Source organism: Pseudomonas sp. GW821-FHT02C04, from assembly GCF_059421845.1.
On record NZ_JBWKVT010000006.1, the window covers coordinates 102298 to 120984 of the forward strand.

Sequence of the window (18687 nt, forward strand, 5' to 3'; positions counted from 1 at the left end):
TATCTTCGCAATCACACTCATACCGCCTGTTTCAGGCCATGGGCCTGCCACCAGACGTGGGCTTGCGACGCCAGTTCTTCAACGCTGTGGATCGAAGCATTCAGGGCCAGGGTCAACGGCTCGCCCTTGGGCGATTCGAGGGTGGCGAACTGGCTTTCGATCAAGGTGGCCGGCATGAAGTGGCCCGGACGATGGGACACACGCTCGGCGGCGACTTCAGGCGTCAATTCGAGGAACACGAAGCCCAGGCCCGGCAAGGCGCTGCGCAGACGTTCGCGGTAAATGTGCTTGAGGGCCGAGCAGGTCAGCACCGGGCGTTCGCCCAGGGCGTCGACGCGGCGCAGTTCATCGCACAGGCTGTCGAGCCAGCCGGCACGGTCTTCGTCGTTCAGGGGGATCCCCGCGCTCATCTTTTCGATGTTCGCGGCCGGATGGAAAGTATCGCCTTCAATGGCAGTGGCGCCGCTCAATTGGCACAGGGCCTCGCTGACGCACGTCTTGCCGCAACCGGCAACGCCCATGATGACCAGGGCGGTGATGGGATGATTCATGAAACACCTCAGCGCGCAGACAGCGCTACCTTTGCTAACTATGACTCTAGTGCACAGGCAGAAATTGCCGACGCCTTCTTGTCGTTTTTTTGGGTTGCAGCAGGTTGGGTCCCAACGCCAAAAAGCGAGGATCAGGCAGGACCTCGCTTACGCATTTGCAGCTGCATAAGGACAGCGCTACCTTAGTGCCTTGATTTTTGTTTGGCAAGCCGCCCGATGACCACCCCTAAAAACGATAAAAACACCCGCACCACCGGCCGTCCCACCCTCAATGAAGTCGCCCGGCTGGCTGGCGTCAGTCCGATTACGGCTTCGCGCGCCTTGCGCGGGGTCAGCACCGTCGCCACCGAACTGGTGGAAAAAGTGCAGAAAGCCGCGCTGGAACTCAACTACGTGGTCAACCCCGCCGCCCGCGCCCTGGCCTCGGCCCAGAGCCATTCGGTGGTGGTCCTGGTGCCTTCGCTGGCCAACCTGTTGTTCATCGACACCCTGGAAGCCATTCATCGGGTGCTCACGCCCAAGGGCTTCGAAGTGCTGATCGGCAACTTCCACTATTCCCGCGATGAAGAGGAAAACCTGCTGCGCAACTACATGGCCTATCAGCCACGGGGTTTGCTGCTGACCGGTTTCGACCGCACCGAAAGTTCGCGGCGGATGATCGAGGCCAGTAACATTCCCTGCGTGTACATGATGGAACTGGACAGCGCCGCCGGAGTGAACTGCGTCGGCTTCTCCCAGCTCAGCGCCGGGGAAACGGCCGCCGAACATTTGCTGTCCCGTGGCCGCAAGCGTCTGGCATACATCGGCGCGCAGCTCGATCAACGCACCCTGCTGCGCGGTGAAGGCTTTCGCAAAGCACTACAGAAGGCCGGTCGCTACGACCCGGATCTGGAAGTGCTGACCCCGCGTTCTTCGTCCGTCGGCTTGGGCGGCGAGTTGTTCCTGCAACTGCTGGCGGCGCATCCGGACGTCGATGCAATCTTCTTCGGCAATGACGACCTGGCCCAGGGCGCCCTGCTCGAAGCGCTACGCAACGGGATCAAGATCCCCGAGCAAGTGGCGATCCTAGGCTTCAACGACCTGCCGATGTCGGAACACATGGTGCCGCGCCTGAGCAGCATCAACACCCCGCGCGAGGCCATCGGCCGACGTGCGGCGGAGCAGATGCTGACGCTGATGGCCGGCAACAGCGTGGCGCGACCGGTCGAGGACATGGGCTTCGAACTGAAGGTGCGCGAAAGCACCTGACCTCCGCGTTCGGCTCTGGAAGGGACGCGGAGCGTCCCGGGCTGCATTCCCACGCAGAGCGTGGGAATGATCACCGGCCGAGTATTTCAACCAATGCCGCCGCCCCCTTCTGCAACGGCTGGCTCTTGAGCCACACCGCGTGCACCGGCAGCACCAGGCCGTTCTCGATGTTGCGGAAATTCAGCCGTTTCAATCGCCCCGAATCGAGCCACGGCTGCACCACCGACAACGGGAAATTGCCCCAGCCCAACCCCGCCTCGACCATCTCCAACGCCATCTCCAGGCTGTCGGTGCGCCAGTGGGATTCGGCCACCAGTGGCCGGGTTTCGCTGATCGGCAAGTCGCGACTGCCGACGACGATCTGCCGCACATGCACCAGATCCTCGAGAAACAGATCCTGCCCCTGCAACAGCGGACTGTCCGCCGCTAGTGTGGCGATCATCCGCTCACTGCCGACAAACTGAAACCGCTCCAGCACGTTCACGCTCAACCCGGCGAACGCCAGGCACACGCTGACCCGGCCACTGTGAAGCATCGCCAGCACGTCATCCTGCGGCGCGCTCAGCACTTCGATGTCGAGCAGCGGATGACGCTCGCTGATCACCTTGATGGCCGCCAACAACCGTCGACGATCGATATCCGCCGCCACGCCGATCGACAACTTGCTCTCCAGCCCCAGCGACAACTGCACCGCATGCACCTGCAATTGCTTGAGCTGATCGGCGATCAGTCGCGCATGGGGCACCAGCGACAGCGCCATCGCCGTGGGTTGCGGTTCGCGGTGACTGCGATCAAACAGCGGGTAGCCGAGTTCGGCCTCCAGATTGCCGATGGCCATGCTCACCGCCGACGGGACTTTGCCCAATGCCCTGGCTGCGGCGGAAAACGAGCCGCGCTCGATCACGGCGAGAAACAGCTCGATGCTTTCGCTGTTGAAATTCACATCATCTACCTATCAATAAAACTGAAAGCTACTGACTTTTTCTGTCATCACCATTGAAGCTATCTTTCGTCGCCTTCGCCAGCTCCACTGGCCACAAGTCGCAAGAAAGAGGCAATTCCCCATGCAAGGCGTCAAACGCAAACTGGTCTACGTGTCGCTCTATGAAGTGATCGGCATGACCTTCTCCGCGCTCGGCCTGGCCCTGTTGTCCGGCACCTCGCCCGGCAGCACCGGCCCGCTGGCGGTGATCATCACCACCATCGCCGTGACCTGGAACTTCATCTACACCTCGCTGTTCGAGCACTGGGAAAGTCGTCAGGTCTCACGCACCCGCACGGTCAAACGCCGCATCGCCCACGCCGTCGGTTTTCAACTGACGCTGATCGTGTTCCTGATTCCGCTGATCGCCTGGTGGATGAACATCAGTCTGGTGCAAGCCTTCCTGCTGGATCTGGCGCTGATCGTGTTCATCCCTTGCTACACCTTCGCGTTCAACTGGCTGTTCGATAAGGTGTTCGGCTTGCCGGCCTCGGCGCTGCCGGATCCAGTGCCCGCAGCATGAATCGCTAATTGGTAAGCGGATATTGCAAGAAATCGGCGGTTTTCCCATGCCAACCGCCGATATAAACAATCCTTGATTTCCGATAGCAGGCTAAGCTTTTCCATCATAAAAAAATGGATCGGCCCATGACTGCACACGCCCCCGCCGCCGCGCAAAGCGATGGCATCGACCCGATACGCGCCGCACAGGTTTCCGCCCGCATCGACCGTCTTCCGGCGGTCGCCACGATCTGGCGGCTGGTGGCGCTGCTGTCGATCGGTGGTTTCTTCGAACTCTACGACCTGTTCCAGACCGCCTATATCAGCCCCGGCCTGATCCGCGACGGCATCTTCGCCACCGGCAATCAGGGCGTGTTCGGTTTCTCCGATCAGGCCGCCTTCGCCTCGGCGACATTCCTCGGCCTATTTCTCGGCGCCAGCCTGCTCAGTCCGTTGGCGGATCGCTTCGGGCGGCGGGCGATCTTCACTTTCGCGCTGGTCTGGTACACCGTGGCCACGGTGCTGATGGGCGTGCAGAGTTCGGCGCTGGGGATCATCTGCATGCGTTTTCTGGTGGGCATCGGCCTCGGCATCGAGCTGGTGACCATCGACGCCTACCTCTCGGAACTGGTGCCCAAACGCATGCGCAGTTCGGCGTTCGCCTTCGCATTTTTCGTGCAGTTCCTGTCGGTGCCGGCGGTGGCGCTGATGTCCTGGTGGCTGGTGCCGCAGGCGCCGTTCGGGGTGTCCGGCTGGCGTTGGGTGGTGCTGGCCAGTGCGGTGTTTGCGCTGTTCATCTGGTGGCTACGCAAACGCCTGCCAGAGTCGCCGCGCTGGCTGGCCCAGCATGGCCGCTTCGATGAGGCGAACCGGATTCTCGATGGCATCGAGGCGCGCTGCGAGAAAGATCACCGTCAACCACTGGATGCGCCGGAAGCCGTGGCCGTCGACGTCGAAGGCAAGGGCCGTTTCGCCGATATCTGGCAGCCACCGTACCGGCGCCGGGCACTGATGCTGATCGTCTTTCACATCTTCCAGGCCATCGGTTTCTTCGGCTTCGGCAACTGGCTGCCAGCGTTGCTTTCCGGTCAGGGCGTCAGCGTCACTCACAGCCTGATGTACGCGTTCATCATCACCCTCGCCTACCCGCTCGGGCCGTTGCTGTTCGTCAAATTCGCCAACCGCTTCGAGAACAAGTGGCAGATCGTCGGCTCAGCCTTGGGCGCCATGACCTTCGGCACCTTGTTCGCGTTGCAGACCAGCGCCTTCGGCCTGATCTTCTGCGGGGTGATGATCACCTTCTGCAATGCCTGGCTGAGCTTCAGTTATCACTCCTATCAGAGCGAACTGTTCCCCACCAACATCCGCGCCCGGGCGGTGGGGTTCTGTTACTCGTTCAGTCGTTTGTCGACGGTGTTCAGCAGCCTGTTGATCGGTCTGTTCCTCGACCACTTCGGCACGCCGGGCGTATTGGCGTTCATTGTCGTCAGCATGTTGATTGTGATGCTGACCATCGGTTATTTCGGCCCCCGCACCCGCAACCTGGCGCTGGAAAACATCGCCCATCGCTGACGGGCAACGGTCATCTTCTGCCGCCAGACGGCAAAGGATGACCGCTTCCGAAAACTGGAAATTCCTTATCCTGCTGAATTCATGGGACTTATTCTGACGGCACGGTAATTGCTGCTTTACCGCCGACAGCAATTACCACAAGGTCCTTCATCATGTTGGTCAGTTCGAAACAGGCGAATTTGATTCATCTGCCCAAGCGCATCACCGAAGACGCCACCGCTTCGGCGGCTGCCGGTCTGCAAGGCGGGCTCCACGGCGCGATGCTGCAATCGCTGCAAAACCAGACACAGGCGCAAACCACTGACGCCACCAACCAGATTCAAAGCTCGGCCACGCAACTCGCCACCCAGCAGGTCAGCGAAGCTACGCGCATCAGCGACAACGTCGATGAAGCGTTCGCCAAGACCCGCGTCGGCCTGCAGACTTCTGACGCTTCGCAGACCAAGGCCACCGGCACTTCCGCCACCGACGAGTTCAAGGACTACATGAGCAAGTCGCCGGAACAGCGTCTGCGCGACAGCATCCTCAAGGAAATGGGTTTGACCGAAGACGACATCAAAGCCATGCCGCCAGAGAAACAACTGGCCATCGGCAAAGAGATCGCCGATCGCCTGCAGGACAAGATGAAGCTGGCCGAAGCCGAGAAGCAGAACAAACAGGACGCCAACTCGACGAAGATCAGCGACGAGTCGGCAGACAAGTTCCTCGCGTCTCTCTAGTGAGATGGCACGAAACTCCGTATGGGTTTCGTGCCTCCTTCACCTTGACCGCCCATCGAAAAAGGCTTTCTACCTGTCAGATCTGACAGTACCAAAGCTTCGCTGACTCTGCGTTCATATTGCTGAGAGCACATCCCGTGCTTGTCGACACCAAAGCAATGAACAGGAGTTCATCATGGCTAACCAATACAACGGTAATTGCGACGGTAAATTCTCTATTGAGGGGGATCCAATCGGGGAACAATTCACCTCAACGAGCGTCATTTTTTCGCAAGCACTCTTCGACGCTATTGAAAGGGAAAAGAACTTTAGGCTTTTCCACGGGAAGGATCTTGGTCCGGGCACTCACGACATCGTTGTGGGTGAAAATGGCGCGACAGCGACCTTCCGTAACTCAGTAGCCTTCTTAGACCTCAGCGGTACTTATCAAGTGACAATCAGCTCAAACAGGCTGAAGCAGGAAGGAAAGTTCGAGCTTCAATTCAACGACACCCAAGGTAACGTCGTTGAATTTAAGGGTAAATTTATTGCCACTCACACGCCCGTTTGACGGCTTCCGAAGTCCATAAGCAGAAAAGGGCAGTCGATACTGCCCTTTTTTCTGTGCCACATTCAGACTAGTTGAATATCCCTTTCACCTTAACTCGTCAATTCAACTGCAACGTCTCATTGAACTGACTGATCGCATCCACCACATGCCGCGAACCCTGTTGAATCTCCCGGATCGCGTCCCCCGCCTCGTTCGCCAGTTCCACCCCGAGCCCGGTGCGGCTCAGGCTCGACTGCATGCTCGACACCGCACTCAGTGACAACTCATGGTTCTTGCGCACCACATCGACGATCTCCAGGGTTGCCTGACTGGTCCGCGCCGCGAGGCTGCGCACTTCATCCGCCACCACCGCAAAACCACGTCCGTGCTCACCCGCCCGCGCCGCTTCGATGGCCGCGTTGAGTGCCAGCAGGTTAGTCTGGTCGGCAATCCCGCGAATGGTCTGGACGATGGTGCCGATGATGTCCGACTGTTTGCTCACCGCATCGATGCTCAGTGCCGCTTCGTTGAGGTCGCGGGAAATGTCCTGAATGATCTGCACCGTCTGCTGCACGACCTGTGAGCCTTTTTGCGCGCAGGCGTCGTTTTGTACCGAGGTGCTGTGGGCCGATTCCGCAGCGGTCTGCAACGTGGTCATCTGATGGGTGATGTCGCTGGCGAACTTCACCACTTTGTACAACCGGCCCTTGGCGTCGAACAACGGGTTATACGAGGCTTCGAGGTAAACGGTCTGCCCGGACTTGTTCTTGCGTTCGAAGCGGTGCGAGTGATATTCGCCGCGATTGAGCGAGGCCCAGAACGCCTTGTATTGCGCGGACTCGGCTTCGGCGCGATGGCAGAACAGGCTGTGGTGATGGCCGACAATTTCGTTGAGTGAATACTGCATGGTCTTGAGGAAGTTTTCGTTGGCCGAGATCACATTGCCTTCCGGGGTGAATTCGATCACGGCCATCGAACGGCTGATGGCGGCGAGCATGCTTTCCTCTTCTTTTTCCTTGTTCACGCGCGCCGTGATGTCCGATGCCACTTTGATCACGCTTCTGACTTGTTTGTCCGGGCCATACACCGGCATGTAACTGGCCTCGAGCCAGATCTCCCGACCACTTTTGTTCAAGCGCAGGAAAGTCCCGCTGATCGGTTCGCCACGGGCCAGGTCACGCCACAACTTGGCGTACTCCTCGCTGCGATAAAACGCCTCTTCACAAAAGACCCGGTGATGTTTGCCACGCACTTCTTCGGCGCTGTAACCCATGGTCTTGCAGAAGTTGTCATTGGCATCCAGAACGATGCCGTCAGGGGTGAATTCGATCATCGCCATCGAACGGCTGATCGCCTCCAACTTGGCGTTGGCTTCGGTCAGGGCACAACTGAAGCGTTCGATTTCCTGCAGGTCAGCCTTGTGATGTAGGTTGAACATGTCTCTATCACCTTCCGCGCGGTCTTTTGATTTGATGAAAGTTCAGGTCTTTCAGAATCCACCACTACGTTCCACAGAACAGGCACACGCATTCCTCCACAGGAGGAAGTTGTCAGGTGATCAACGATGATTAATCAAAGAGTCCATGCAGCGACGCTCTAATCAAGACATCCTTCTCTTGATAGCCCGCGGGCGGGCCATTCCTAACGTGCAGAAGAACTTCCATTTAAAAACATGCTCCTTGTCGGTTCAGTGTCGGTGCCTTGGATTGCGCACTCTGGCAGCTTTGTTCATGACTAACCGAATGCCGTCGAGGCGCATTGGATGGCGGTCGACATAGTTAGTTACGTGTGAGCATAGACAGCGCAAAGCCTTGCGCAAGGCCACTAGTCGGCCAGTACCACAGGGAGTTTGGACAAAAAACGGACAAGAATCGGTTCAGCGGGCGGGATGTTTGTTGCCATTGCGACAGACTCGCAATGGCAACTTTTGAAACGACACAATTATCGGAAAAGTACTACAGACTCCCACTGACTTTATTTGCCACTTCACCCGGCACCCACGACTTCCAGACTTGCGGTTGATCGCGCAGGAAGGCTTCGGCGACCTGACGTGGCTGCTGACGTTTCTCGCTCATCCCGGCCAGGGTCTGGTTCAGCAGATCGATCGGCAAATCGACCTTTTCAAAGAACGTCACCAGTTCCGGATACTGCGCCTTGAACGGTGCCGACACGCCAATCGCCAGGCTCGCCGGCATCGAGCGGGTGCCTTTCGGATGGGGGTTGTTGGCATCGGCCAGGGTTTTCCAGGCTTCGGCGTCGAACGGCGGCTCTTCCAGCTTCACCAGTTTGAACCGACCGAGCAACGGTGTCGGCGACCAGTAGTAGAACAGCACCGGTTTGCCGCGTTTGATCGACGACGCCACCTCGGCATCCAGCGCCGCGCCGGAACCGGTGCGGAAGTTGACGAAGCTGTCGTTCAGCGCATAGGCCTTGAGCTTCTGGCTGTTGACGATTTCCGAGGTCCAGCCGGTCGGGCTGTTGAGGAAACGCCCGCGACTCGGGTCTTCCGGGTCCTTGAACACATCCTTGTAGCGCGGCAAATCGGCCACGGATTTCAGCTCCGGCGCCAACGGTTTGATCCCGCGCTCGGGGTCGCCCTTGATCACGTATTCCGGCACCCACCAGCCTTCGGTGGCGCCCTTCACCGTGTCGCCGAGGCCGAACACCTTGCCCTCGGCGGCAGCCTTGACCCACGCCGGACTGCGCCCGGCCCACTCTTCACCGATCACTTGAATGTCGTTTTTCGCCAGCGCCGCTTCCAGGCTGACGGTACTGCCCGGCAGCGTATCGGTCGGGTAGCCGTAGCCTTTCTCGACGATCAGGCGCAGCACTTCGGTGATGAAACTGCCGCTTTCCCAGGTGATGTCACCGAAGTGGATCGGCGCGGTTTTTTCCGCGGCCACGGCGTGGCCGGCAGTCAGGGTCAGGGCCAGCAGCGAACTGCCGAGCAGGGTTTTGATCGATCTCATGCGGACCTCTTGTTCTGGGAGGAAATCAGGGTTTGGTTGGCGCTGTGACGGTTGCACAGGGCCTGGGAACGGGTCATGTACATGCTCACCGAACGCTGGGAGATGCCCAGTTCGGCAGCGATTTGCGGGTAGGTCAGACCGTCGATGCGCGCCAGCAGAAAGGTCGAGCGCACCTTGCCCGGCAGGCGCTGGAGCGTCCGGTCCAGATGCTTGAGGCTCTGCGACAGGTCTGCCAGATCTTCGGGAGACGGCGCGTGATCGAGGTCACTCTGTTGCAGTTGATGCAGATGCCGACGCTCCAGATCGCCCCGCCGCCAGCGCTCATACAGCAGCCGCTGGGCGATGGTGGTGAGCAACGCGCGGGGTTCGCGGATGGCGGTCAGGCCTGGTGCTTCGAGCAGTTGCGCGAAGGTTTCGGCGGCGATGTCTTCGGCGCTGGCTGCATCATTCGATTGCCGACGCAGACGTGCACACAACCACTGGTAATGGTCGCGAAACAACGTATTCACATGATTGCGATGGGATGAGTCGGCGCCGGACATGGGGGCTCCTTGGTCAAGGGTCGCTGAATGTCCGGTCGTCCGGTGGCGCGATCCTAGCAAGGTGCCTTATGCGTTAAAAATACTTAAAAAGAATTTTTATATTCCATTAGTGAATTAGTGGAAATCGCTAACGCAAGCGGCCGTATCCCAGTTCTTCGGCCTCGCGTTGATAGTCCAGCAGGACGAGGTAATCGCTTTCGCTGGCAGGCAGGACTTCGGGCAGGCCGAGGATGCGGGCAACGTCGGGCAAGTCTTGCAGGCTGCGGTTCATCGCCCGGCGCAGCTGTTCGATCTGCGTGTCCGAAGCACTGGCAACGGTGATGAAAGGCAAGGTCGGGCTGAACGCACTGCGCGCCACCACCCGCAGGCCATTGACCTCTTCGGCGGCGTGCTGCGCCAGGTAGGCAAAGGTCACGCTGTCGATGGCCGCCAGATCGGCGCGATCTTCGCGCAACCAGCGCAGGCTTTCGCGATGGCCGCCACTGAGGCCGACCGAAGCGAAAAACCGACCGTCCCGCTGCAGTGGCGCCAGTCGCTGGCGCAACAGGTTCATGCCGCTGTTGGAGTCTTCGCTGTTGATCACCCCGCGACTGTCGAAGAACTCCGCCAGACTGCGGCGCGGATCATCGGCGCGGGCAAGGATCAGGCTGCAATGATTGCCGGCAGTGGCATCCGGCAATTCATAGCGCGGACGGCCGACAATCCTGACCTGGCCACGCAGCGCGGTCATCAGCGGATAGCCGCAGGTCTGGGTCAACAGCAACTGCGGCGACAGCCAGAGGTCGGGCAGCGACAAGCCTTCGGCCTTGAGTCGCGAGCGGCCCAGGTGATCGAGAATCCGCGCCAGCCACTGTTCGTTCGCCGCGCGGATCGGCTCGGGTGCGATGTACATCAACAGCTCTGCGTAACCTGACGTCATGGTGGCCTCAAATAAACGGATGCTGCGGACTGTCGATCGGTTTGATGCCGTGCCGGCGCCACAACTGTCCATAACCTTGCACCAGAAAACCGCCACTGCGTTCGACCCATTGCTCCCGGCGCATGCGGTAGGCCTTGGGCAAGTCGTACCACGCAAGCTTCGGTAAATCGTGGTGCACCAGATGAAAATTCAGGTTCAGGAACAACCAGCGCCACGGCCATCCGGCTTCGTTGAGCACCGTGCGCTGTTCCGGTTGTGCGTGTGGCCGGTGTTCATAGTAGGAACGAACCATCGCAATCGACAGCGCCGGCACGCTGATCAAAAACAGGTAATGCCCCACCGGCAATACGCTGTAGCGGGCGATGAAAAACAGCATCAGCAACGTTAGGGTTCCGTGGGTCAGCCACATCAGCCAGGCCTGGCGCTCGCGGTTTTTCAGGCGTTGCAGTTCCTCATTGGCCAGCGCCAGCAATGCCAGCGGTGCGCCAAGGATGAATCGGCCGAGCACGGTCTTGTTCAGCCAGTGCAGGCTGCGTTCGAACAGCGAACTGCCCTGCCAGCGCTCGGCGCTGAGGTAACGGCTTTCGGGGTCGACGCCGGGAATCGTCAGGTCTTCATCGCGATGGTGCTGCAAATGGCTGTCGCGATAGAGGGTGTAGGGATACCACACCGCAAACGGCGCATAGCCGAGGACCTTGTTCACCAGGATCCAGCGCGTCGGATGCCCGTGGAGCAACTCGTGCTGCACCGACAGCCACAGCACCAGCAACGGAATCAGCAACAACGTGCTCCACCAGAGGCCCAGCCATTCGCTGCCCAGCACAATCGCAAACCAGCCGCCGTACACGCCAATCAGCAACAGCCAGGTCGGCCAGTCGGTGCGGGCGGTGAAGCGTTGGCGCAGGGCTTCGATCTGTTGGCGATGGGCATCGTCGAAATAATGGGGCATGGCGTGGCTCGGAACGAGGGTCTGATCGTTCTGTGCAACACCAGCGGAAAATCTTGCAGATTATTTTTGCGAGGTTTTTACGGGCGAGACAGGAGCCCGGGAACCAGGCTCCTGAAGGAGGTGATCAATGACCGAAGATGTCGACTTTTTTCGCCCTTTTCTCGTGGCGTTTCTCGATGGCGGTCTTGGCCGGTTTCTTCTTCGCGGCTTTCTTCGAATCCATACCTTTGGACATGATGCGTACTCCACTCAGAGGGGATGTGAGTTCAGGTATACACCTATCCCGGCGAGCACGTTGTTTTATAATCCGCGGCTTTTGCACCGGTAGTCCGATTCATGACCGACATCCGTTACAGCCAGCTCGACGACCTGTCCTGGCCCTTGATGAACAAGTTCTACCGCCAACATCAATCGTCGATGAAAGCGGTGCGCGAGGCGCAATTGTGGGTGGCAAGGCGCGAGGAAATCGTGGCTGCGTTATGTCTGCGGCTGGTGTCAGGCGGGTATTGGCTGACCGGGTTGTTCGTCGACCCGACCTGCCGCGAACAGGGCATTGCCGCACAATTGATTGCTGAAGCGGTGAAGGACGTCGAGGCACCTGTCTGGTTGTTCTGCCACCCGGACCTGCGCGGATTCTACGAGCGGCGCGGCTTCACTTTCGACCCCGCCCTGCCCCAGGCGATGGCCGAGCGCTTGAGCCGTTATGCGCGGAGCAAGCCGATGATTGCCATGGAGCTGGCGCCGCGCGCGGACTAATCAGTCGTCAGCGTTGGGGTCGAGATCCGGGAACATCACTTCGGTGTAACCGAACTTGCTGAAATCGGTGATGCGCGACGGGTACAGGCGACCGATCAAGTGATCGCATTCATGCTGCACCACCCGCGCATGGAAGCCCGATGCAACGCGCACGATCGGCTCGCCCTTGGGGTCGACACCTTCGTAGCGGATCTGCTGATAACGATCTACCGCGCCCCGCAGGCCGGGCACCGACAGGCAGCCTTCGAAGCCCTCTTCCATCAAGGGACTCAACGGCGTGATCAGCGGATTGATCAGGATCGTCTGCGGCACGGCTTCGGCGTCCGGGTAGCGTTCACTGTGCTCGAAACCGAAGATCACCAGTTGCAGGTCGACGCCGATCTGCGGCGCGGCCAGGCCGACACCGCCGACGCTTTCCATGGTCTGGAACATGTCGTCGATCAGTTGCCAAAGCTCAGGGCTGTCGAGCATCTCGGCGGGCACCGGCGGGGCAATGCGCAGCAGGCGTTCATCGCCCATCTTCAGGATTTCACGGATCATGATCAGGCTTCGTCTGTGTTCGGGTTGAGCGAATGATCGCGCCCAAGCCCGGAAACGTGTTGTTTGGGATGTTCATCGAGTTCGCCGGGGACTTTCTCGCCCGGGTCCTTGCCCTCGCTGGACATGTGTTCGATCACCGCATTCATCTCCGCGCCCAGCAACAGCACGGCGGCGGAAATGTAGAAATACAGCAACAGCACGATGATCGCACCGATGCTGCCATACATGGCGTTGTAGTTGGCGAACGTCTTGACGTAGAACGCGAACCCCAGGGACGCGATGATCCACACCACTACCGCCAGCACCGAGCCCGGGGTGATGAAACGGAATTCCTGTTTGACGTCGGGCATCACGTAATAGATCAACGCGACGGCGACCATCATCAGGATCACGATCACCGGCCAGCGAGCGATGGTCCATACGGTGACGATGAAGTCTTCCAGCCCGACCTGCCCGGCGATCCAGCCCATCACCTGCGGCCCGAGCACCATCAGCGCGGCGGCGGCCAGCAGCATGCCGGCAATGCCGACGGTGTAAATGATCGACAGCGGGAAGCGCTTCCAGATCGGCCGGCCCTCGACCACGTCGTAGGCGGCGTTCATCGCGCTCATCATCAGGCGCACACCGGCGGACGCGGTATACAGGGCGACGACGATACCCACGGACAGCAGACCACCCTTGGATTGCTGCAACTGGTCGATCACCGGGTTGACCTGCTCCAGCGCCTGGGGCGGCAACACCAGCTCCGATTGCAGGCGCAGCCAGGAGAAGAAGTCCGGCAGGTGCAGGAAACCGATCAGGGCAATCAGGAACAGAATGAACGGGAACAGCGAGAACAGCATCTGGTAGGCCAGTGCCGAGGCATAGGTCGACATCTCGTCATCCATGAACTCGGTGACGGTGCGCACGATGACCCGGTGCAGGGGCAGGCCTTTCATGTCGGGGAAAATCATTCGCGTCTCCTTTCGCCGCAAAACAGGTTGAAGTCGTGGCGACTCAGGGGCCGTTTTTCTCTCATCAAAGTAGCTTACTTGGCGACTTTGAAACACTGTGATCCGTGACTGTATGTGAACGGGACACGAAAACGGCCATCCTTGGATGGCCGCTTCGTTGTTTCGTTCAAGGCTGGATCAAGCCTTGTCGACGCCTTTCTTGATCGCGTCCTTGGCTTTGCCCACCGCTTGCTGGGCCTCGCCTTTCTTCTCTTGCAGTTTGCCTTCGACTTGCAGTTTGGTGTTGTCGGTGGCTTTACCGATGCCCTGCTTGACGTTGCCGACCGCTTCGTTGGCCATGCCTTTTACTTTATCGCCTGTGCTACTCATGGTGTTTCTCCTTGGTGCATTGAAGGGGAAAAGTCAGTACGTAACGATTGACTGGCCCGGTTTGCGCCAAGTTTCATTTATTTTCAGGGCTTCATTTCGTCGCGGCGTGCAGGTTGCGCTTTATGTTTGCGAGCATTGCCCCGAGAATGCCCACCATAAGGGCGCCAGGCGCCACAGAACCGATCCCGCAGGAATGTTATGAAACTCGATAAAAAGCAGGCCATCGCCCGTCGCAACCAGGAACTGGGCGGTGCCGTGCTCGGCACCAACAACTGCCACTTCGCCGAACTGAACCGCAACCGCAACATCTGGTGGTTCGATCTGCCGGTGTCGCGCCTGGCCATCGGTCAGTACGAGTGGATTCACCTGTTGATGCACACCCCGGCCACCGACGAACTGCTGCACCTGAAAGTGCCGACCGTGTTTCTGCGCGAGAAGCTCGAAGGCCTGGTGATCCGCAACGAAGGCAAGCGCAAGGCTGCCCTGAGCCTGGAACTGAGCGCCGACAAGGACTCGTACCTGCAGGACATGCGCCCGGCAGGCACCAACGTGAACTTCGCGCCGTTCCGCCAGTAAGCAGATACTGCTCCAACAAAAAGCCCCGCATCGGCGGGGCTTTTTATTTTATGCGGCGTTCTTCGCCTTGATCTTCTTCAGCTCTTCGTCGCGCAACTCGCGGCGCAGGATCTTGCCGACGTTGGTGGTCGGCAGCGCATCGCGGAATTCCACCGAACGCGGCACCTTGTAGCCGGTGACGTTGGCGCGCATGTGCTCCATCACCGTTTCCTTGGTCAGCGTGACGCCTGGTTTGGCGACGATGAAGATCTTGATCGCCTCGCCCGACTTCTCGTCCGGAATACCGATGGCCGCGCACTGCAGCACGCCCGGCAGGGTCGCCAGCACGTCTTCCAGCTCGTTCGGGTACACGTTGAAACCGGAGACCAGGATCATGTCTTTCTTGCGATCGACAATGCGCATGTAGCCATCCGGCTGAATCAGCGCGATGTCACCGGTCTTCAGCCAGCCTTCGCTGTCGAGCATCTCGTCGGTGGCTTCCTGACGCTGCCAGTAGCCCTTCATCACTTGCGGGCCCTTGACGCACAGCTCGCCGATTTCGCCCAGCGGCTGCTCGACACCGGCGTCGTCGATGACTTTGCACAGGGTCGACGGCACCGGAATGCCGATGGTGCCGATCTGGATGTTCTGGATCGGATTGACCGTGGCCACCGGGCTGGTTTCGGTCATGCCGTAACCTTCGCAGATCGGGCAACCGGTGACGGCTTTCCAGCGCTCGGCGGCGGCCAGTTGCAGGGCCATGCCACCGGACAGGGTGACTTTCAGCGCCGAGAAATCCAGCTTGCGGAACCCTTCGTTGTTGCACAGGGCCACGAACAGCGTGTTGAGGCCGACGAAACCGCTGAACTTCCACTTCGACAGTTCCTTGACCATCGCCGGCAGGTCGCGCGGGTTGCTGATCAGGATGTTGTGGTTGCCGATCAGCATCATCGCCATGCAATGAAAGGTGAACGCATAGATGTGGTACAGCGGCAGCGGGGTGATCAGGATCTCGCAACCTTCATTGAGATTGGAGCCCATCAGCGCCTTGCACTGCAGCATGTTGGCGACGAGGTTGCGATGGGTGAGCATCGCGCCCTTGGCCACACCGGTGGTGCCGCCGGTGTATTGCAGCACCGCGACGTCGCCGCTGTCCGGGTTGGCTTCGGCGACCGGCTGACCCTGGCCCTTGCTCAGCACGTCGTTGAACTTGACGGCTTTTGGCAGGTGATAGGCCGGCACCATTTTCTTCACGTACTTGATGACGCTGTTGATCAGCAGACGCTTGATCGGCGGCAGCAGATCGGCGACTTCGGTGACGATGACGTGTTTGACGCCGGTTTTCGGCACCACGGCTTCGGCCAGGTGCGCCATGTTGGCCAGGCACACCAGCGCCTTGGCACCGGAGTCATTGAACTGGTGTTCCATTTCCCGCGCGGTGTACAGCGGGTTGGTGTTGACCACGATCAGCCCGGCACGGATGGCACCGAAGACGGCGACCGGGTACTGCAACACGTTGGGCAGTTGCACGGCGATTCGATCACCGGGCTGCAAATCGGTATGCTGTTGCAGATAAGCGGCAAACGCACCGGACAATTCGTACAGTTCACCGTAGGTGATGGTCTTGCCCAGGTTGCTGAACGCCGGTTTGTCGGCGAAGCGTTGGCAGGATTGCTTCAACACTGCCTGAATATTCGGGTACTCGTCTGGATTGATGTCGGCAGCAATTCCAGCGGGGTACTTATCCTTCCAAAAGTCTTCGATCATGGAAGCCCACTCCTCAGCAACGCGAATTCAGCACCGCATTTGATGCGATTATTATTGGTGTTTGTTTATTGGTGAGTCTGGCTTTTTACAAGGCCGAGAAGTCACAAAGCGCGCCGAGAGTAGCAGCTTTGCCAAGGGTCGACTAGAGCCAAAAGCGGCCCCTACAGTCATTTTAATGACTCAAGAACTACTGGCAGTCATTTTAGAGCAAAAATCCTATAACCCTCTAAAAGCCCCGGAATTCCGGGACAAAAAGCAAAAGATCGCAGCCTTCAGCGGCTTCAAGGAAGCCACCAGAGGCTGCGATCTTCGGGCCTCAACGCGAATGCGTCAGGCGCAGTCATTCAGCGATCAGGCGATATCACGCAACTCTCGCCGCAGAATCTTCCCGACAGGCGTCATCGGCAACGACTCACGCAGCACGATGTGTTTGGGCACCTTGTACGCGGTGAAATTCTCTTTGCAGTAAGCCTTCAGCTCTTCCAGGCTTACGCCGGTTTCCCGCGCTACCACAAACAGCTTCACCGCCTCTCCGGAACGCTCGTCAGGTACGCCGATCACCGCGCAGTTGGCGACTTTCGGGTGGGCCATCACCACGTCTTCGATTTCGTTCGGGTACACGTTGAAACCGGAGACGATGATCATGTCCTTCTTGCGGTCGACGATGCGCACGAAACCGTCCGGGTCGATCACCGCGATGTCGCCGGACTTGAACCAGCCCTCGGCATCCAGCACCTCGGCGGTGGCCTCGGGTTTCTGCCAATAGCCCTTCATGATCTGCGGGCCCTTGATGCACAGTTCGCCGCGCTCGCCCAAAGGCTGTTCGACACCGTCGTCATTGATGACTTTCAGCCGGGTGCCCGGCACCGGCAGCCCGACCGTGCCGATTCGTGAAAGATCGCCGTAAGGGTTGGTGCAGGCCACAGGCGAGGTTTCGGTCAAGCCGTAGCCTTCGGTGATGCGGCAACCGGTGATCTGCTCCCAGCGCTCGGCGGTGGCCTTGACCAGCGCAGTGCCGCCGGAGTTGGTGAGCTTGAGCGTGGAGAAATCCAGGGTCTTGAAGTCCGGATGATCCATCAGCGCGACGAACAGCGTGTTGAGCCCCAGCAGCGCCGAGAACTTCCAGTTCTTCAGTTCCTTGATGAAGCCGCCGATGTCTCGCGGATTGGTGATCAGCACGTTGTGGTTGCCGGACACCATCATGCACATGCAATTCGCGGTGAAGGCATAGATGTGGTACAGCGGCAGCGGCGCGATCATCACTTCCTGCCCTTCACGCAACAGCGGTTGGCCGTCGCTGCCGAACTGGCCGAGACAGGCGCGAACCTGCTGCATGTTGGCCACCAGATTGCCGTGGGTCAGCATCGCGCCCTTGGCCAGGCCGGTGGTGCCGCCGGTGTATTGCAGGACGGCGATGTCGTCCAGGCCGACCTTCAGCGGCTTGATGCCCAGGCCCCGGCCCATGCGCAAGGCGCTCTTGAAGGAAATCGCCTGGGGCAGCGAGTACGCCGGGACCATTTTCTTCACTTTGCTGACCACGGTGTTGACCAGCCAGCCCTTGGCGGTGGGCATCAGGTCGCCCATCTTCGCTTCGATCAGGTACTGGATGTCGGTGTCCGGCAGCACTTCCTGGACCTTCTGGCCGAACATGTTCAGGTACACCAGCGCCCGGGCACCGGAGTCCTTGAACTGGTGACGCATCTCCCGCGCGGTATACAGCGGGTTGGTGTTGACCACGATCAGCCCGGCGCGCAGCGCGCCGAACACGGCAATCGGATAATGCAGGACGTTGGGCATCTGCACCGCGATGCGATCCCCCGGCACCAGATCGGTGTGGGCTTGCAGGTAACCGGCGAACGCGGCGCTGTAGCGCTCCAGCTCGGCATAGGTCAGGGTCACGCCCATGTTGCTGAACGCCGGGCGATCAGCGAATTTCTTGCAGGAACGCTCGAACACCTCGATCACCGACTTGAATTCACCCACGTCGATGTCCAGGGGTACGCCCGCCGGGCGTTTGTCATTCCAGAAATCAGGTTGCATTGTTCTTGTCCTCTTTACCTGAGCCGATCCGGGGCCGCTTCGCTGTCATTTTTCTCTTGTCCTTGAAAAAGCCGAAAGCAAAAAGCGGGGCTTCACGGACACTAGCAGCTATGGTCATTCAGGCAAATATGGGCGACGTCCTCATTGATCGTGTGAATCTTCCAGCCGTGGCGTGAGCTGATCGGACGCGCTATACAATGCAACCTCTGCTGGCCCCTGCAGCAAA

Annotated in this window: 19 protein-coding genes and 1 pseudogene; 7 read left to right on the forward strand and 13 right to left on the reverse strand. The window is 59.4% G+C overall.

Annotation, left to right across the window (positions count from 1 at the left end; all coding sequences use genetic code 11):
• Positions 1–17: 17 nt before the first annotated feature.
• The gene (locus tag AC07VV_RS21285) at positions 18–551 is read right to left on the reverse strand and encodes a gluconokinase (RefSeq protein ID WP_007951121.1); all 534 of its coding nucleotides are present in this window, start codon (positions 549–551) and stop codon (positions 18–20) included.
• 216 nt (positions 552–767) lie between these two features.
• Here AC07VV_RS21285 and gntR point away from each other — a divergent pair, with 216 nt between their 5' ends.
• Positions 768–1799: an HTH-type transcriptional regulator GntR gene (gntR, locus tag AC07VV_RS21290; protein WP_495037399.1), complete on the forward strand. Its 1032-nt coding sequence runs from the start codon at positions 768–770 to the stop codon at positions 1797–1799.
• 70 nt (positions 1800–1869) lie between these two features.
• On the opposite strand, the gene AC07VV_RS21295 is transcribed toward gntR, so the two are convergent.
• Positions 1870–2742 (reverse strand): LysR family transcriptional regulator, encoded by an 873-nt coding sequence (locus AC07VV_RS21295; protein WP_495037400.1) that lies wholly within the window; start codon positions 2740–2742, stop codon positions 1870–1872.
• A gap of 121 nt (positions 2743–2863) precedes the next feature.
• Here AC07VV_RS21295 and AC07VV_RS21300 point away from each other — a divergent pair, with 121 nt between their 5' ends.
• From AC07VV_RS21300 to AC07VV_RS21315, 4 genes are all read left to right on the forward strand, one after another.
• Complete coding sequence (locus AC07VV_RS21300; RefSeq protein ID WP_096818211.1) at positions 2864–3304, forward strand: PACE efflux transporter; 441 nt, start codon at positions 2864–2866, stop codon at positions 3302–3304.
• 125 nt (positions 3305–3429) lie between these two features.
• Complete coding sequence (locus AC07VV_RS21305; protein WP_495037401.1) at positions 3430–4854, forward strand: MFS transporter; 1425 nt, start codon at positions 3430–3432, stop codon at positions 4852–4854.
• Positions 4855–5006: 152 nt separating this feature from the next.
• On the forward strand, positions 5007–5573 hold the full coding sequence (locus AC07VV_RS21310) for a hypothetical protein (RefSeq protein ID WP_495037402.1): 567 nt from the start codon (positions 5007–5009) through the stop codon (positions 5571–5573).
• A gap of 175 nt (positions 5574–5748) precedes the next feature.
• A complete protein-coding gene (locus AC07VV_RS21315; protein ID WP_495037403.1) occupies positions 5749–6123 on the forward strand; it encodes a hypothetical protein in 375 nt (124 codons plus the stop codon).
• 97 nt (positions 6124–6220) lie between these two features.
• On the opposite strand, the gene AC07VV_RS21320 is transcribed toward AC07VV_RS21315, so the two are convergent.
• The 6 genes and pseudogenes from AC07VV_RS21320 to AC07VV_RS21345 all read right to left on the reverse strand — a co-directional run bounded on the left by AC07VV_RS21320 (position 6221) and on the right by AC07VV_RS21345 (position 11481).
• Positions 6221–6760 (reverse strand): methyl-accepting chemotaxis protein, encoded by a 540-nt coding sequence (locus AC07VV_RS21320; protein WP_371320920.1) that lies wholly within the window; start codon positions 6758–6760, stop codon positions 6221–6223.
• Positions 6761–6769: 9 nt separating this feature from the next.
• Positions 6770–7540 (reverse strand): annotated as a pseudogene (locus AC07VV_RS21325) (PAS domain-containing protein); the annotation flags it as partial.
• Positions 7541–8057: 517 nt separating this feature from the next.
• Complete coding sequence (locus AC07VV_RS21330; RefSeq protein ID WP_096818220.1) at positions 8058–9071, reverse strand: ABC transporter substrate-binding protein; 1014 nt, start codon at positions 9069–9071, stop codon at positions 8058–8060.
• A complete protein-coding gene (locus AC07VV_RS21335) occupies positions 9068–9613 on the reverse strand; it encodes a sigma-70 family RNA polymerase sigma factor (RefSeq protein WP_495037404.1) in 546 nt (181 codons plus the stop codon). Before AC07VV_RS21335 ends, AC07VV_RS21330 begins: the two co-directional genes overlap by 4 nt.
• Positions 9614–9740: 127 nt before the next feature.
• Positions 9741–10532: a phosphate/phosphite/phosphonate ABC transporter substrate-binding protein gene (locus AC07VV_RS21340; protein ID WP_495037405.1), complete on the reverse strand. Its 792-nt coding sequence runs from the start codon at positions 10530–10532 to the stop codon at positions 9741–9743.
• A gap of 7 nt (positions 10533–10539) precedes the next feature.
• A complete protein-coding gene (locus AC07VV_RS21345; RefSeq protein ID WP_495037406.1) occupies positions 10540–11481 on the reverse strand; it encodes a fatty acid desaturase in 942 nt (313 codons plus the stop codon).
• A gap of 336 nt (positions 11482–11817) precedes the next feature.
• On the opposite strand from AC07VV_RS21345, the gene AC07VV_RS21350 reads away from it, so the two are divergent.
• Positions 11818–12237, forward strand: coding sequence for a GNAT family N-acetyltransferase (locus AC07VV_RS21350; protein ID WP_102621298.1), 420 nt, complete (start codon positions 11818–11820; stop codon positions 12235–12237).
• Here the strand turns inward: AC07VV_RS21350 and def are convergent, their stop codons facing one another.
• The 3 genes from def to AC07VV_RS21365 all read right to left on the reverse strand — a co-directional run bounded on the left by def (position 12238) and on the right by AC07VV_RS21365 (position 14099).
• Positions 12238–12777, reverse strand: a complete 540-nt coding sequence (def, locus tag AC07VV_RS21355; protein ID WP_115078954.1) for a peptide deformylase — start codon at positions 12775–12777, stop codon at positions 12238–12240. It abuts the gene before it with no gap.
• Positions 12778–12779: 2 nt separating this feature from the next.
• Positions 12780–13730, reverse strand: a complete 951-nt coding sequence (locus AC07VV_RS21360; RefSeq protein WP_096818226.1) for a YihY/virulence factor BrkB family protein — start codon at positions 13728–13730, stop codon at positions 12780–12782.
• A gap of 177 nt (positions 13731–13907) precedes the next feature.
• Positions 13908–14099, reverse strand: a complete 192-nt coding sequence (locus tag AC07VV_RS21365) for a CsbD family protein (protein ID WP_096818227.1) — start codon at positions 14097–14099, stop codon at positions 13908–13910.
• 198 nt (positions 14100–14297) lie between these two features.
• Between AC07VV_RS21365 and AC07VV_RS21370 the strand changes: the two genes are divergently transcribed.
• Complete coding sequence (locus tag AC07VV_RS21370) at positions 14298–14675, forward strand: hypothetical protein (protein WP_007951149.1); 378 nt, start codon at positions 14298–14300, stop codon at positions 14673–14675.
• A gap of 48 nt (positions 14676–14723) precedes the next feature.
• Here AC07VV_RS21370 and fadD1 read toward each other — a convergent pair whose 3' ends face one another.
• The gene (gene fadD1 / locus AC07VV_RS21375) at positions 14724–16421 is read right to left on the reverse strand and encodes a long-chain-fatty-acid--CoA ligase FadD1 (protein WP_096818229.1); all 1698 of its coding nucleotides are present in this window, start codon (positions 16419–16421) and stop codon (positions 14724–14726) included.
• A 351-nt stretch (positions 16422–16772) separates the two neighbouring features.
• Positions 16773–18461 (reverse strand): long-chain-fatty-acid--CoA ligase FadD2, encoded by a 1689-nt coding sequence (fadD2, locus tag AC07VV_RS21380; protein ID WP_493158067.1) that lies wholly within the window; start codon positions 18459–18461, stop codon positions 16773–16775.
• Between the last annotated feature and the right edge of the window lie 226 nt (positions 18462–18687).

Excerpts from the sequence above, each read along its gene's own strand:
- AC07VV_RS21285 (WP_007951121.1), bottom strand. The coding sequence starts at position 551 with ATGAATCATCCCATCACCGCCCTGGTCATCATGGGCGTTGCCGGTTGC.
- gntR (WP_495037399.1), top strand. The coding sequence starts at position 768 with ATGACCACCCCTAAAAACGATAAAAACACCCGCACCACCGGCCGTCCC.
- AC07VV_RS21300 (WP_096818211.1), top strand. The coding sequence starts at position 2,864 with ATGCAAGGCGTCAAACGCAAACTGGTCTACGTGTCGCTCTATGAAGTG.
- AC07VV_RS21305 (WP_495037401.1), top strand. The coding sequence starts at position 3,430 with ATGACTGCACACGCCCCCGCCGCCGCGCAAAGCGATGGCATCGACCCG.
- AC07VV_RS21310 (WP_495037402.1), top strand. The coding sequence starts at position 5,007 with ATGTTGGTCAGTTCGAAACAGGCGAATTTGATTCATCTGCCCAAGCGC.
- AC07VV_RS21315 (WP_495037403.1), top strand. The coding sequence starts at position 5,749 with ATGGCTAACCAATACAACGGTAATTGCGACGGTAAATTCTCTATTGAG.
- AC07VV_RS21320 (WP_371320920.1), bottom strand. The coding sequence starts at position 6,760 with ATGACCACGTTGCAGACCGCTGCGGAATCGGCCCACAGCACCTCGGTA.
- AC07VV_RS21330 (WP_096818220.1), bottom strand. The coding sequence starts at position 9,071 with ATGAGATCGATCAAAACCCTGCTCGGCAGTTCGCTGCTGGCCCTGACC.
- AC07VV_RS21335 (WP_495037404.1), bottom strand. The coding sequence starts at position 9,613 with ATGTCCGGCGCCGACTCATCCCATCGCAATCATGTGAATACGTTGTTT.
- AC07VV_RS21340 (WP_495037405.1), bottom strand. The coding sequence starts at position 10,532 with ATGACGTCAGGTTACGCAGAGCTGTTGATGTACATCGCACCCGAGCCG.
- AC07VV_RS21345 (WP_495037406.1), bottom strand. The coding sequence starts at position 11,481 with ATGCCCCATTATTTCGACGATGCCCATCGCCAACAGATCGAAGCCCTG.
- AC07VV_RS21350 (WP_102621298.1), top strand. The coding sequence starts at position 11,818 with ATGACCGACATCCGTTACAGCCAGCTCGACGACCTGTCCTGGCCCTTG.
- def (WP_115078954.1), bottom strand. The coding sequence starts at position 12,777 with ATGATCCGTGAAATCCTGAAGATGGGCGATGAACGCCTGCTGCGCATT.
- AC07VV_RS21360 (WP_096818226.1), bottom strand. The coding sequence starts at position 13,730 with ATGATTTTCCCCGACATGAAAGGCCTGCCCCTGCACCGGGTCATCGTG.
- AC07VV_RS21365 (WP_096818227.1), bottom strand. The coding sequence starts at position 14,099 with ATGAGTAGCACAGGCGATAAAGTAAAAGGCATGGCCAACGAAGCGGTC.
- AC07VV_RS21370 (WP_007951149.1), top strand. The coding sequence starts at position 14,298 with ATGAAACTCGATAAAAAGCAGGCCATCGCCCGTCGCAACCAGGAACTG.
- fadD1 (WP_096818229.1), bottom strand. The coding sequence starts at position 16,421 with ATGATCGAAGACTTTTGGAAGGATAAGTACCCCGCTGGAATTGCTGCC.
- fadD2 (WP_493158067.1), bottom strand. The coding sequence starts at position 18,461 with ATGCAACCTGATTTCTGGAATGACAAACGCCCGGCGGGCGTACCCCTG.